General features: G+C 72.0%; 10 protein-coding genes. 7 read left to right on the plus strand and 3 right to left on the minus strand.

The window, feature by feature from the left end; genetic code table 11:
- Window positions 1–78: 78 nt before the first annotated feature.
- Complete coding sequence (locus FBY22_RS08760) at window positions 79–843, minus strand: hypothetical protein (protein ID WP_174267110.1); 765 nt, start codon at window positions 841–843, stop codon at window positions 79–81.
- A 117-nt stretch (window positions 844–960) separates the two neighbouring features.
- Here FBY22_RS08760 and ggt point away from each other — a divergent pair, with 117 nt between their 5' ends.
- Window positions 961–2,763, plus strand: coding sequence for a gamma-glutamyltransferase (ggt, locus tag FBY22_RS08765; RefSeq protein ID WP_174267111.1), 1,803 nt, complete (start codon window positions 961–963; stop codon window positions 2,761–2,763).
- Window positions 2,764–2,802: 39 nt separating this feature from the next.
- Here ggt and FBY22_RS08770 read toward each other — a convergent pair whose 3' ends face one another.
- Both FBY22_RS08770 and map read right to left on the minus strand, forming a co-directional pair.
- Window positions 2,803–5,331: an ATP-dependent Clp protease ATP-binding subunit gene (locus tag FBY22_RS08770; protein WP_142143842.1), complete on the minus strand. Its 2,529-nt coding sequence runs from the start codon at window positions 5,329–5,331 to the stop codon at window positions 2,803–2,805.
- Window positions 5,332–5,943: 612 nt separating this feature from the next.
- Window positions 5,944–6,711, minus strand: a complete 768-nt coding sequence (gene map, locus FBY22_RS08775) for a type I methionyl aminopeptidase (RefSeq protein WP_142143844.1) — start codon at window positions 6,709–6,711, stop codon at window positions 5,944–5,946.
- Between the two features lie 57 nt (window positions 6,712–6,768).
- On the opposite strand from map, the gene FBY22_RS08780 reads away from it, so the two are divergent.
- The 6 genes from FBY22_RS08780 to FBY22_RS08805 all read left to right on the plus strand — a co-directional run bounded on the left by FBY22_RS08780 (window position 6,769) and on the right by FBY22_RS08805 (window position 13,861).
- Window positions 6,769–7,020: a helix-turn-helix domain-containing protein gene (locus FBY22_RS08780; protein WP_142143846.1), complete on the plus strand. Its 252-nt coding sequence runs from the start codon at window positions 6,769–6,771 to the stop codon at window positions 7,018–7,020.
- Between the two features lie 126 nt (window positions 7,021–7,146).
- A complete protein-coding gene (locus FBY22_RS08785) occupies window positions 7,147–8,949 on the plus strand; it encodes a hypothetical protein (protein WP_142143848.1) in 1,803 nt (600 codons plus the stop codon).
- 204 nt (window positions 8,950–9,153) lie between these two features.
- Window positions 9,154–9,996 carry a nitrilase-related carbon-nitrogen hydrolase gene (locus tag FBY22_RS08790; RefSeq protein ID WP_142143850.1) on the plus strand — a complete coding sequence of 281 codons (843 nt, stop codon included), beginning with the start codon at window positions 9,154–9,156 and terminating at the stop codon, window positions 9,994–9,996.
- Window positions 9,993–11,273 carry an aspartate aminotransferase family protein gene (locus tag FBY22_RS08795; RefSeq protein WP_142143852.1) on the plus strand — a complete coding sequence of 427 codons (1,281 nt, stop codon included), beginning with the start codon at window positions 9,993–9,995 and terminating at the stop codon, window positions 11,271–11,273. The genes FBY22_RS08790 and FBY22_RS08795 overlap by 4 nt, the downstream gene beginning before the upstream one ends.
- Before the next feature lie 30 nt (window positions 11,274–11,303).
- A complete protein-coding gene (locus tag FBY22_RS08800) occupies window positions 11,304–12,863 on the plus strand; it encodes a PucR family transcriptional regulator (protein WP_142143853.1) in 1,560 nt (519 codons plus the stop codon).
- A 155-nt stretch (window positions 12,864–13,018) separates the two neighbouring features.
- Entirely contained in the window at window positions 13,019–13,861 is an 843-nt protein-coding gene (locus FBY22_RS08805; protein ID WP_142143855.1) for a nitrilase-related carbon-nitrogen hydrolase, read from the plus strand.
- Window positions 13,862–13,888: the final 27 nt, after the last annotated feature.

The following is a 13,888-nucleotide window of genomic DNA, read 5'->3' on the forward strand; positions in this document are numbered from 1 at the left end:
CGGTAACCGCACCGCTTTACCGGAAGTAACCCGTCGGTAAGTTACGTGCCAGTAACGATTGTTGGGATGTGAATCAATTCAGGACGACCGGTGGGAGTTGCGTGGAGCCGGTGTCGTCGTCGCGGCCGGGGCAGGCGGGGTGGTCTGGGCCGCCCGCGTCACGTCGGCGACCAGCTCCACCACATCGGGGCCGTAGGCCTGCGAGTTGACGACCTTGAGCAGGAGCACGAAGGACTTGTTGCCGTACTTGCGCGCCAACTGCTCGTGATGGCGGGCGAGATACCGCGTCGCGGCCTGGTTGGTGATCGCGCGCTGGCCGCAGAAGAGGAACACCGGGCGGGACTGTCCCGTGGTGATCCGGGCCAGCAGGACGAACTCGGTGATGCCGGGTTCCATCCGGTAGCGCTCGGTCCCGATCTGGAAGGCGCCCCGGTCCGGCCCCGGTTCGGGATCGATGTTGACCCGTACGCCCGGCAGCATGGCCGACATGTGGGCGAGCATCCGCCGGTTCGACCCCGGTCCGCCCACGCAGAACTCGGTGCGCTCGCCGAAGCCCTGCTGCGCCGCGTCCTGAGTGACGACCTGCGCGTTCGCCCCGCAGTCCTTGATGAGCGCGGACAGCTCCAGCAGGGCGAACACGTCGTACCGGTGCACCGCCAGATCCGGGCTGCCCGCGTCGCGGTTCACGACCAGCAACGTCTCGGAGTTGTCGGGCAGCCCGAAGAACGCCTGCTTGCGGCGGAGTTTGCGCTTCCACAGGTAGGTGCGGGCGAGCCAGCCGAGCGCGGCACTGATGCCCGCCGCGATCACTCCCAGCACGATGTTGCGCACGTCGTCATTCATGGGCGCGCATGCTAGCGGGCCCACGCAAACCCGTGTTCGAGGCACGCGTCCGCGCCTTCCTGACGTGGCCATGAGGATGGCATAGGCTGCCCGGACGGCCCTTCACTGGAGGTACGGATGCGTCGCCCTGTCGCGAGAAAACTGTCGGTCCTGGCGATCTCGGCCGCCGTGGTGACGGTGGGGGCGGCGGCGCCACCCACGGACGCGACGAGGGGCACCCCCGCGAAGGTCCCGGTCGCCGTCGGCTACGGGGGAGCCGTCGCGAGCGTCGACGCGGACGCCTCCGCGGCCGGTATCGAGGTCCTGCGCAAGGGCGGCAACGCGGTCGACGCGGCCGTCGCCACGGCCGCCGCGCTCGGCGTCACCGAGCCCTACTCCTCCGGCATCGGAGGCGGCGGCTACTTCGTCTACTACGACGCCAAGTCCCGCACGGTGCACACCATCGACGGCCGCGAGACCGCCCCGCTGACCGCCGGCTCCGACCTCTTCCTCGAGAACGGCAAGCCGCTCGCCTTCGCCGACGCCGTCAGCAGCGGCCTGAGCGTCGGCACCCCGGGCACGCCAGCCACCTGGCAGACGGCGCTGGACCGTTGGGGCAGCAGGAGACTCGGCACGGTGCTCAAGCCCGCCGAGCGGATCGCCCGCGACGGGTTCGTCGTCGACGACACCTTCCGCTCGCAGACCGCCGCTAACGAGACCCGCTTCCGCTACTTCCCGGACACGGCAGGGCTGTTCCTGCCGGGCGGGCAGCTGCCGGCGGTCGGATCCACCTTCAGGAACCCCGAACTCGCCCAGACCTACAAGGAGTTGGGCAGGAAGGGCGTCGGGGCGATCTACCACGGCGACCTCGGGCGGGAGATCGTGAACACCGTCGAGAAGCCCCCGGTGGACCCGGCCTCGGGCTGGAACGCGCGACCGGGCAAGCTCACCGAGAAGGACCTCGCGGCCTACGCCGCCAAGCTCCAGGCGCCCACCGAGACGGCGTACCGCGGCCTGAAGGTGTACTCGATCGCACCGTCCTCCTCCGGCGGCACCACGGTCGGCGAGGCCCTCAACATCCTGGAGAACGCGGACCTTTCGAAGGCGAGCGAGGTCCAGTACCTGCACCACTACATCGAGGCCGCCCGGATCGCGTTCGCCGACCGCGGCCGCTGGGTCGGCGACCCGGCCTTCGAGGACGTACCGACGAAGGAACTGCTGTCGCAGAAGTACGCCGACTCGCGAGCCTGCCTCATCAAGGACGACGCGGTGCTGACCAGCCCGGTGGCACCGGGCGACCCCCGGCATCCCGCGGCCTGCGGTTCGGGCGGCACGGCGGCCCCGACGACGTACGAGGGCGAGAACACCACCCATCTGACGGTCGCCGACAAGTGGGGCGACGTGGTGTCCTACACGCTGACCATCGAGCAGACCGGCGGCAGCGCGATCACCGTGCCCGGGCGCGGGTTCCTGCTCAACAACGAGCTGACGGACTTCTCCTTCGCCCCCGCCAACCCCGCTGTGCACGACCCGAACCTGCCCGGCCCCGGCAAGCGTCCGCGCTCGTCCATCTCCCCGATGATCGTCCTCGACCGGCACAACAGGCCCGTGGTCGCCGTGGGTTCACCCGGCGGGGCGACCATCATCACCACGGTGCTGCAGGTGCTGACCGAGTTCCTCGACCGTCACCTGCCGTTGGTCGACGCGATCGCCGCGCCGCGGGCCAGCCAGCGCAACGCCGCAAAGACCGAGCTCGAACCCGGCCTCTACGACAGCGACTTGAGGACCCGGTTGGAGGCCATCGGGCACTCGTTCTCGCTGAACCCCGAGATCGGGGCGGCCACCGGGGTGCAGCGGCTGCCGGGCGGCAAGTGGCTGGCGGCCGCCGAGACCGTGCGACGGGGCGGGGGATCGGCCCAGGTGGTGGATCCGGTCCGCTAGACCGCGACCGCGGGGACCGGTCGCCCGGTCCCCGCGGTCTCAGGCCACCTGCCCGGCGCGGAAGTCCAACGCACCGCCGGACACGTCCACCGTCACCCGGCCGCCCTTCTTGACCGTGCCGTCGAGCAGCAGCAGGGACAGGCGGTTGTCCACCTCGCGCTGGATCGTGCGGCGCAGCGGGCGGGCGCCGTACTCCGGCTGGTAGCCGCGCTCCGCCAGCCAGTCCACCGCCGCGTCCGTGAAGTCGACCGCGATGTCCTGGGCCTGCATCAGGCGCCGCGTCCGCTCCAGCAACAGTTCGGTGATGCGCCGCAGCTGATCACTCGTCAGCTGACGGAAGACGACGATCTCGTCGATGCGGTTGAGGAACTCGGGGCGGAAGTGCTCGCGCAGCGGACGCAGGATCTGCTCGCGCCTGGCCTCCTCGTCGGCGTCCGCGCCGCCCGCCCCGAAGCCGATGCCGGCGCCACGCCGGGTGATGGCCTCGGAGCCGAGGTTGCTGGTCATCACGATGACCGTGTTGGTGAAGTCGACCGTGCGGCCCTGGGAGTCGGTCAGGCGGCCGTCGTCGAGCACTTGCAGCAGGACGTTGAAGACGTCCGGGTGCGCCTTCTCCACTTCGTCCAGGAGAAGCAGCGAGTACGGGTGCCGGCGGACCACCTCGGTGAGCTGGCCGGCCTCCTCGTGGCCGACGTAACCGGGCGGGGCGCCGACCAGACGGCTGACGGTGTGGCGCTCCTGGTACTCGCTCATGTCGAGGCGGACCATGCGCTCCTCGCTGCCGAACAGGGCCTCGGCGAGCGCGCGGGCCAGTTCCGTCTTGCCCACGCCGGTCGGTCCGAGGAAGAGGAAGCTGCCGATCGGGCGGTCCGGGCTGGCCAGTCCGGCGCGGGAGCGCATGACCGCCTCGGAGACCACGGCGACCGCCTCGTCCTGGCCGACGACCCGCTCGTGCAGGTGCCCCTCCAGGCCGAGCAGCTTCTCCTTCTCCTCCTGGGTGAGGCTGGCGACCGGGATGCCCGTCTGCCGGGACACCACCTCCGCGATCGCCTCGGCCGTCACCTCCAACTGGCCCTCGTCGGCCTGGTCCTCGCCCGAGGTGTCGGCGATCCGCTGCTTCAGCTCCGCGATACGGTCCCGCAGCTGGGTCGCCCGCTCGTAACTCTCGTCGGCGACCGCCTGGTCCTTGTCGCAGGTCAGCTGCTCGATCTCGCGCTCCAGGGTCCGTACGTCCGTGCCCTTCGTGCGGGCGCGCAGCCGAACGCGGGCGCCCGCCTGGTCGATCAGGTCGATGGCCTTGTCGGGCAGGCGGCGTTCGGTGAGGTAGCGGTCGGACAGCTCGACGGCGGCGACCAGGGCCTCGTCGGTGTAACGGACCTGGTGGTGGGCCTCGTAGCGGTCGCGCAGACCGCGCAGGATCTCCAGGGCGTCCGGGACGGAGGGCTCGGGCACGAGGATGGGCTGGAAGCGGCGGGCCAGGGCCGCGTCCTTCTCGATCCGGCGGAACTCCTCCAGCGTCGTCGCCCCGACGATGTGCAGCTCGCCCCGGGCCAGCGCCGGCTTGAGGATGTTGCCCGCGTCCATCGAACCGCCCTCGCCGCCACCGCCCGCACCGACGACTGTGTGCAACTCGTCGATGAACACGATCAGTTGGTCGGAGTGGGCGCGGATCTCACCGACGATGTTGTTGAGCCGCTCCTCGAAGTCGCCCCGGTAACGGGTGCCCGCGACGACACCGGTCAGGTCCAGGGCGACCACCCGTCGGCCGATCAGCACGTCGGGGACGTCGCCGTCCGCGGTCCGCTGGGCGAGCCCCTCCACGATGGCGGTCTTGCCGACGCCCGCGTCCCCGATGAGCACCGGGTTGTTCTTGCCGCGCCGGGACAGCACCTCGATGGTCTGCTCGATCTCGTCGTCCCGGCCGATCACCGGGTCGATACGGCCCTGCCGGGCCAGGTCGGTCAGGTCGCGGCCGTACTTGTCGAGGGTGGGTGTGCCCGTCGAGCGCGGCCGTTCGGGGCGGGGCTGGGCCGTCTCCGGCTGCTCGGGCGGCAGTCCGGCCGGGGCGAAGCGGGCCGAGTTGAGGATGTGCCCGGCGGCCGAGTCGGGGTTGGCCGCGAGCGCGCTGAGGACGTGCTCGGGGCCGATGTAACCGGCGCCGCTCGCCCGCGCCAGGTCGTGCGCGTCCAGCAGGGCGCGCTTGACGGCCGGGGTCAGCGACAGCGAGGTGGGCGCCGGTGCCTCCTCGGGGGTGTGCTGGACGGGGCCGGAGCGTTCGTCGATCTCCGACGCCAGCGAGTCGGGGTCCGCGCCGGCCCGGCTGAGCAGGCTCCGGGTCGGCTCGGCGCTCAGCGCGGCCCGCAGCAGATGCTGGGTGTCCAGGTCCCGGCTGCCGTGCTCGGCCGCGTACTGGGCGGCGCCGCGGACCAGTTCCCGGGCAGGCTGACTGAGCAGACGGCCTATGTCGATCTGCCGGGGGCCCTGGCGGGGTCCGCCGAAGAAGCGGGCGAAGAATTCCTGGAAGGGGTCCGATCCGAAGTCGCCGGGACCGGGGAAACCGCTGGTCATGAGCGTTCGTTCCGTTCCGGCGTCCCGGCGCCTGGCGGGACGCGCTCGCTGATCGACGTGCCGGTCCACGCGGGTGCCCCTGCAGGGCCCGGTTACACCACCTTGGCACGGCCCCCGGACGGGGGCACGTCCAGCGGGGCCGACGGGGGCGGGCGGCCGGTACGCCGGGGTCCGGCGGCGGTGGCCCGGCAGTGGTCCGACGGGCGGGACGACGTCGGTGCGGGCGGTCAGTCGAAGGGCCGGAGTCCACGCTCGCGCGGGGTGGACGGGGGAGCAAGGCCGACTCAGGGGGCGGACGGAGGGGCCCACGCTCGCGCGGGGTGGACGGGGGAGCAAGGCCGGCTCAGGGGGCGGACGGAGGGGCCCACGCTCGCGCGGGGGTGGACGGAGGTGCAAGGCCGGTTCGGAGGCGGACGGACGGGCCCACGCTCGCGCGGGGTGGACGGAGGTGCAAGGCCGGTTCGGAGGCGGACGGACGGGCCCACGCTCGCGCGGGGTGGACGGAGGAGCAAGGCCGGTTCGGGGCGACCCGACAGGCCCACGCTCGCTCGGGGGCGGGATGCGCACCGCTTGGTCGGGCTCGGCGCTCGCGGCTTGTGCCGCCCGTGGGAATCACCGCTCGCTGAGGATCCGCGGCCCGTCGTCGGTGATCGCCACCGTGTGTTCGACGTGGGCCGCGCGGGAGCCGTCGTTCGTGCGCAGGGTCCAGCCGTCCGCCGCCTCGTGGTAGCCGTCCCGGCCGCTCGCGATCAGCATGGGCTCGATCGCGAGGGCCATGCCGTGGCGCAGTGGGAAACCCCGGCCCGGACGGCCCTCGTTGGGCACCGAGGGGTCCTCGTGCATACGGCGGCCGATGCCGTGGCCACCGAAACCCTGCGGGATGCCGTATCCGGCGTCCCGGCACACCGTGCCGATCGCGTGCGCGATGTCGCCGGTGCGGTTGCCGACCACCGCGGCCTCGATGCCGGCCGCCAGCGCCCGCTCCGCCGTCTCGATCAGTCGTACGTCGGCCGGGCGCGGCTCGCCCACGACGAAACTGATCGCCGAGTCGCTCGCCCAGCCGTCCAGTTCGGCCCCGCAGTCGATGGAGACGAGGTCGCCGTCGCGCAGCCGGTAGCCGGTCGGGATGCCGTGCACGATCGCGTCGTTCACCGAGGCGCAGATGACGGCGGGGAAGGGGACCGGCGCGAAGGAGGGGCGGTAGCCGAGGAAGGGGGAGGAGGCACCGGCCTCCCGCAGCACCCCGCGGGCCACCTCGTCCAGCTCCAGCAGGGAGACGCCCACGTCCGCGGCCTGCCGTACGGCCGTCAGGGTCCGGCCGAGCACCTGGCCCGCCGCGTGCATCGCGTCGATCGATGTGTCTGTCTTCAGCTCCACCATGCCAATTACTATACCGGCTTACTCGACCGGGTTGAAATGCGGGATTAGAATGGCGGCATGGTGCGCACCCCTCTCACCCCCGAAGAGCGCGAACGCGGCGAGCGTCTCGGGCGGTTGCTCCGCGAGGCCCGCGGCGGGCGAAGCATGACGGACGTCGCGGCGGCGGCGGGTATCTCCGCGGAGACGCTGCGCAAGATCGAGACGGGACGGGCGCCGACACCGGCCTTCTTCACGGTCGCCGCGCTCGCCCGCACGCTCGGTCTGTCGATGGACGACCTAGTGGAACGGTGCGCTCTGCTGGTCGTGTGACGCTCATCGGTCAAGATCCCGTAATGAGCTCTCCGCGCGCCCGATGCAAACTGCCCGTAGCACCGCCGTAACACAACTGGTGTTGCCTACGGAACCGGAGTGCTCCGGTCTGGCGGGAGTTGAGCGATGGCTGTGGATCAACTCCCGGGACAGGTACGGGAGTTCGCGAACTACCTGAGCGGCCTGCTGGCACGCCTGGACCAGCGTGGCGGCTGGTGCGCGGTGTTCTGGCAGCGCGACCCCGACGGCATGCGGGCCTGTCTCGACGGGCGCGAGGTGCCGCCCTGGGACGTCATGGAGGCGCTGCTGCACGACCTCGCGGCCGCGTTCGGCCCCGGCGCGGCCGCCCCGGAGCAGGAGCGGGCCCGCGCACTGCACACCGCAGCGCTCACCGCGTACGACGCCCGGCCCGGCGGCCGGGACGCCCTGAGCGACCGGCTCGACGTGATGCTCCGCGAACAGCGCTACGCGGCCGAACGGCAGGCCGGGCTGGGCCGCCTCCTCGCCTCCGCCGCCACCCGCCAGGAGGCCGAAGCCCTCCGCCTCGACCTCGCCTGGGCCCGCGACGACCACGACCGCGCCACCGCCCGGTGCGCCGAACTCCGCGCCCGCATGGCCGAGGCGGATCGGCGCGCAGCGGGCGAACGGGTGTCGGCGCTCCGTCACGGCCATCTGCCGGAGAGTGCCGGGTACCGCGTCGACGCCACCCCACCGAGAGATGCCGCACCGTCCGGCGACGCCACCCCACCGAGAGATGCCGCACCGTCCGGCGACGCCTGGGCGGGCCGAGGGACCGCGGGCGCGGACGACGGTGCGCGTCGGCAGACCGGGCCGTACCACTCCGGCGCTCCGGCCACGCGGCCGAACTCCGCCCCGCGCGCCGCCGCCGCATCGGCCTCGCACTCCCCGGACCCAGGGTTCCGGACCCCGTCCCAGGCACCCGACCTGCGCGAACGGCACGACCCGCACGCTCGCGAAGCCCCCGGAGCCGCGGGCCCCGCGCCCGCTCCCACCCCGTTCGCTCCCGAAGCCTCCGTCTTCGAAGCCCGCGGTTCCGATCCCCACGCCTTCGATGCCCGCGGTTCCGAGGCTCGCGGTTTTCATCCCGCCGCCCCCGAGGCTTCCGCACTCGAAGTTCCGGGGGCAGAAGCCCCGGCCCCCGAAGCCCCCACCCCTGAAACCCCCGCCCCCAAGCAACGCAAGCGCCGCCGCGGTAGCGCTCGGTTCGCCGGGATGGTGGAGGAGGCCGCTTCCGTCGTCGCGCCGCCGGCAGGCGTGCCCGGCGCTGCCGCTGCCGGTCCTGCCGCCACCGGGGGCCGCACCCCGCGCGGAGCCCGGTTCGCCGGGGCCGAGGAGGCTTCCGAGTGGCGGCCGGAGCCCGAGGCGGAGCCGGTGGACGCGGCCGGGCCGCGGGAGGTGGCCGAGGCGGTCGGGAGGCTGGTGCGGCTGCGTGCCGAGGGACGCAGCGGTGACGCGCACGCGCTGCTCGTCGAGGCCGCGCACTGGCCCGCCGCCCGGTTCCCGCTGCTCGCCGTGGAACTGCACGAGAAAGGGCTCGGCTTCGACTGGACGACACTGCTGTGGGAGGCCGCCTCGCTGCCCGCCGACCGGCTGGTCGCCGCGGCGGACGCGCTGGTCGCGGCGGGGCGTGCGGCCGACGGCGAGCAGATCCTGCGGCAGGGCGTCGTCCGGCCCGCCGCGGAGATCGGGCAGGCCGTGCTGGGCCTCGCGGCCGAAGGGCGACGGCGCGAGGTCGGCGCGCTGCTCGACGCCTACGTCCGAGTCCGCACCCCGGAGGAGGCGGCCCGCAGCGCGGAGCCCGATCCCGGCACCCTCGTACCCCTTCTGCTGGAGGCGGCGCACGGTGTGTCGGACGAGCGACACTGGGATCTGGTGCACGCCCTCCGGGTAGCCGGTTTCACCGTCTGACGACCGCCTGACAACCTGCGCAGAATCCGCCGACACCCTCCAACCACCGGCCCCTCCGATCACCCACAGGAGTGCGAAACATGATCGACTCAGCGGGTTGACGGCGATGGTCTTGGCAAGGCTCTCCCGGAGGCTTACGTTCATCCCTCTACGGCCGTGTCTACGGGCGTAGAGGCTCTGACGTCCCCGCCGAAGGAGCAGCTCATGGCCAACGTCGTACGTGCCGCTCTGGTCCAGGCCACCTGGACCGGCGACACCGAGTCCATGGTGGCGAAACACGAGGAGCACGCCCGCGAGGCGGCCCGACAGGGTGCGAAGGTCATCGGCTTCCAGGAAGTGTTCAACGCCCCCTACTTCTGCCAGGTCCAGGAACCCGAGCACTACCGCTGGGCCGAGCCCGTGCCCGACGGGCCGACCGTCCGTCGGATGCAGGACCTCGCCCGGGAGACGGGCATGGTCGTCGTCGTCCCGGTCTTCGAGGTCGAGCAGTCCGGTTTCTACTACAACACCGCCGCCGTGATCGACGCCGACGGCACCTTCCTCGGCAAGTACCGCAAACACCACATCCCGCAGGTCAAGGGCTTCTGGGAGAAGTACTACTTCAAGCCGGGCAACATCGGCTGGCCGGTTTTCGACACGGCGGTCGGCAAGGTCGGCGTCTACATCTGCTACGACCGCCACTTCCCCGAGGGCTGGCGACAACTCGGCCTCAACGGAGCCCAGTTGGTGTACAACCCGTCGGCCACCCACCGCGGCCTGTCCTCCTACCTCTGGCGGCTGGAACAGCCCGCCGCGGCCGTCGCCAACGAGTACTTCGTCGCCGCCATCAACCGCGTCGGCCAGGAGGAGTACGGCGACAACGACTTCTACGGGACGAGCTACTTCGTCGACCCGCGCGGCCAGTTCGTCGGCGACGTCGCCAGCGACTCCAAGGAGGAACTCGTCGTCCGCGACCTGGACTTCGACCTGATCCAGGAAGTGCGCCAACAGTGGGCGTTCTACCGCGACCGACGACCCGACGCCTACGAGGGGCTGGTGCAGCCGTGAGCGACCTCTACGCACGCCATCGATCCGTCCTGCCGGACTGGCTCGCCCTCTACTACGAGGACCCGATCGAGATCACCCACGGCGAGGGCCGCCACGTCTGGGACTCGGACGGCAACAAGTACCTCGACTTCTTCGGCGGCATCCTGACCACGATGACCGCGCACGCGCTGCCCGAGGTGACGAAGGCGGTGAGCGAGCAGGCGGGCCGCATCCTCCACTCGTCGACCCTCTACCTCAACCGTCAGATGGTGGAACTCGCCGAGCGCATCGCCCAGTTGAGCGGCATCCCGGACGCCCGCGTCTTCTTCACCACCTCCGGCACCGAGGCCAACGACACCGCGCTGCTGCTCGCCACCACCCACCGGCGCAGCAACACGATCCTGGCGATGCGCAACAGCTACCACGGCCGCTCCTTCAGCGCGGTCGGCATCACCGGCAACCGCGGCTGGTCACCGACCTCGCTGTCCCCGCTGCAGACGCTCTACGTCCACGGCGGCGTCCGCACCCGCGGCCCGTACGCCTCCCTGAGCGACGCCGACTTCATCGCGGCCTGCGTCGACGACCTCAAGGACCTCCTCGGCCACACCCGCCCGCCCGCGGCCCTGATCGCGGAACCGATCCAGGGCGTCGGCGGCTTCACCTCGGGCCCGGACGGCCTGTACGCGGCCTTCCGCGAGGTCCTCGCCGAGCGCGGCATCCTGTGGATCGCCGACGAGGTGCAGACCGGCTGGGGCCGCACCGGCGACCACTTCTGGGGCTGGCAGGCACACGGGCAGAACGGACCGCCGGACATCCTGACCTTCGCCAAGGGCATCGGCAACGGCAGCTCCATCGGCGGTGTCGTCGCCCGCGCCGAGATCATGAACTGCCTGGACGCCAACAGCATCTCGACGTTCGGCGGCACCCAGATCACCATGGCGGCGGGCCTGGCCAACCTCACCTACCTGCTGGAACACGACCTGCAGGGCAACGCCCGGCGGGTCGGCGGTCTGCTCATGGAACGGCTTCGGGCCGTCGCCGCGCAGGTTCCGCACGTACGCGAGGTGCGCGGGCGCGGTCTGATGCTCGGCGTCGAACTGGTCAAGCCGGGGACGGACCGGGCCGATCCGGACGCGGCGGCCGCCGTGCTGGAGGCGACCCGCGCGGGCGGGCTGCTGATCGGCAAGGGCGGCGGCCACAACACCAGCGCCCTGCGCATCGCCCCGCCGCTGTCGCTGACCGTCGCGGAGGCCGAGGAGGGCGCCGCGATCCTCGAATCCGCTCTGAGGAGCCTGTAGTAGCCGTGCGCTGAGCAAGGGAAGACCCTGATGACCACCACCTTCGGGACCCTCGAACCCGCGCTGTCGGTGCGCCAGGTGCTGACCCTGGAACGGGTGCTCGCCGGGGAGCCCGAGGTGGTGGCCGGCGCGGGCCAGCTCGACCGGCCGGTGCGCTGGGTGCACGTCGCCGAGGCACCCGACGTGGGCGTGATGCTCAGCGGCGGCGAGATGGTGCTCACCACCGGGGTGCTGCTCGCCGGCGACGAGGAGAAGCAGGCCGAGTACATCCGGTCCCTGCACCGCGCCGAGGCGGCGGCCGTGGTCCTCGGCCTGGGACGCGCCTTCCCGGCGCCCCCGGACGTGATGCGCCGGGCAGCCGAGCGGTGCGGGCTGCCGATGGTCGTCCTGCACCGGCCCTTCCCCTTCGCCGAGCTGACGGAGGAGGTCCAGGCCCGGCTGGTGCGGCGGAAGTTCGCCGCCGTCAGCCTGTCGGAGTCCGTACGGACCGCCCTGACCGGCCTCATCACCGCCGGCGCCCCGCTGCAACGCCTCCTCGACGAGGTCGCCCAGCACAGCGCCTGCCCGGTCGTCGTCACCAACCTCGCCCACCGCGTCCTGGCCACCGCCGGGGAACGGCCGGCCGTGGACGACGTCCTGCGCGACTGGGAGCGCATCGCCAGGCAGGCCGGCGGCAGCGAGGGCGACGGCTGGATCCGCGCCGAGCTGGGCGGACGCGGAGAACGCTGGGGACAGATCGTGCTGTGCGGGCACCGCGGGGACACCGCCACCGGACGGCTGCTGGCCGACCGGGCGGCCGAGGCCCTCGTCCTGCACCGCATGCTCGGCGGCAACTCCGCCCACACCTGGGAGGAGCAGTCGGCGCAGAGCCTGCTGACCGACCTCGTCAGCGGGGTCGTACCGGCACGGCAGCTGCTGCCCCGCGCGCGGGCCGCCGGGCTGCCCGTCAACCGGCGCACCTTCGTGCCGCTGGTCGTCCGGGACGGCGAGCCCGCCCAACTGGAGCGGGTGCTGAGGATGTTGGGACTGCCCGGCATCGTCGCCGAGCTGGCCGACGGGGCCACCGCCGTGCTGCTGAGCCTGGCGCGGGACCAGGACGCCACCGTGCTCGTGGCCAACTTCGCGGCCCGGCTGCGCTCGGAGGCCGCCCGGACGGCCGTGGCCGCCGCCGACCCGCGCACCGCCTGGGACGACGTGCCCGCCGGACTGCGCGAGGCCCAGCACGTCGCCGACGCCGTGGCGGACTCCTCGGCCGCCCTCGACCTCCCGGCCGTCGTCCGCCTGAGGGACGTACACCTGCGCGGCCTGATCCGACTGCTGCGGGACGACCCGCATGTGCAGTCGTTCGCGGAGCGGGAGCTGGACGGGCTGCTGTGCTCGGGTGACGACGACCTGCTGCCGGTGCTGCGCACCTACCTCGCCACCGGCCGCAACAAGTCCCGCACCGCCCAGCTCCACCACGTCTCCCGGCCGGCGCTCTACCGCCGGCTGGAGGCGATACAGGGCCGGCTGGGCGTGGACCTCGACGACTTCGAGCAGGCGGCCTCGGTGCACATCGCGCTCCTCGCGCATGACGCGCAACAGGGGTGAAACATACGACGACCTGGGAAAACGGCGGTGAAACATGGGCCCACGACAGGGTGACACCGTGACACGCGGCACCGCCGCAGACGTGACACCGTGCAACTCAAAGCCTCTTTCCGGACTTCCTAGTCTTCTCGCACACCGAGCGACCGGAGGTCCCGATGAGCAGAGTGATTCGTGCCGCCCTCTTCCAGACCGCGTGGACGGGCGACAAGGAGTCGATGATCCAGGTGCACGAGCAGGCGGCCCGGGACGCGGCCGCGCAGGGCGCCCAGGTCCTGTGCTTCCAGGAGCTGTTCTACGGACCCTACTTCTGCCAGGTCCAGGACAAGGCGTTCTACGAGTACGCGGAGCAGGTCCCGGACGGCCCGATCGTCAAGCGCTTCCAGGCGCTGGCCAGGGAGCTGGGCCTCGTCCTGATCCTGCCGATGTACGAGGAGGAGCAGCCCGGCGTCCTCTACAACACGGCCGCCGTGATCGACGCGGACGGGTCCTACCTGGGCAAGTACCGCAAGCATCACATCCCCCAAGTCCCGGGCTTCTGGGAGAAGTTCTACTTCCGCCCCGGCAACGTGGGCTGGCCGGTCTTCGAGACGGCCGTCGGCCGGATCGGCGTCTACATCTGCTACGACCGCCACTTCCCGGAGGGCTGGCGGGCGTTGGGCCTGGAGGGCGCCGAGATCGTCTTCAACCCGTCGGCCACCTCGCGCGGACTGTCCCGCTACCTCTGGCAGTTGGAGCAGCCGGCGGCGGCCGTCGCCAACGAGTACTTCGTCGGCGCGATCAACCGGGTCGGTGTGGAGGACCTGGGCGACAACGACTTCTACGGGACCTCCTACTTCGTGGACCCGGAGGCCCAGTTCGTCGGCGAGGTCGCCTCCGACAAGGAGACCGAACTCGTCGTACGCGACCTGGACCTGGCCAAGCTGCGCGAGGTCCGCGACCGCTGGCAGTTCTTCCGGGACCGCCGGCCCGACGCGTACGCCCCGATAACGGCGCCTTAGCAGCCGGCAGTCGTCCCCGTGCCCCGA

The organism is Streptomyces sp. SLBN-31 (genome assembly GCF_006715395.1).
In the GTDB taxonomy this organism is placed as follows: Bacteria; Actinomycetota; Actinomycetes; order Streptomycetales; family Streptomycetaceae; genus Streptomyces.

Bases quoted from the DNA above. Each gene is read 5' to 3' on its own strand.
- FBY22_RS08760 (WP_174267110.1), bottom strand. From the start codon at position 843: ATGAATGACGACGTGCGCAACATCGTGCTGGGAGTGATCGCGGCGGGC.
- ggt (WP_174267111.1), top strand. From the start codon at position 961: ATGCGTCGCCCTGTCGCGAGAAAACTGTCGGTCCTGGCGATCTCGGCC.
- FBY22_RS08770 (WP_142143842.1), bottom strand. From the start codon at position 5,331: ATGACCAGCGGTTTCCCCGGTCCCGGCGACTTCGGATCGGACCCCTTC.
- map (WP_142143844.1), bottom strand. From the start codon at position 6,711: ATGGTGGAGCTGAAGACAGACACATCGATCGACGCGATGCACGCGGCG.
- FBY22_RS08780 (WP_142143846.1), top strand. From the start codon at position 6,769: ATGGTGCGCACCCCTCTCACCCCCGAAGAGCGCGAACGCGGCGAGCGT.
- FBY22_RS08785 (WP_142143848.1), top strand. From the start codon at position 7,147: ATGGCTGTGGATCAACTCCCGGGACAGGTACGGGAGTTCGCGAACTAC.
- FBY22_RS08790 (WP_142143850.1), top strand. From the start codon at position 9,154: ATGGCCAACGTCGTACGTGCCGCTCTGGTCCAGGCCACCTGGACCGGC.
- FBY22_RS08800 (WP_142143853.1), top strand. From the start codon at position 11,304: ATGACCACCACCTTCGGGACCCTCGAACCCGCGCTGTCGGTGCGCCAG.
- FBY22_RS08805 (WP_142143855.1), top strand. From the start codon at position 13,019: ATGAGCAGAGTGATTCGTGCCGCCCTCTTCCAGACCGCGTGGACGGGC.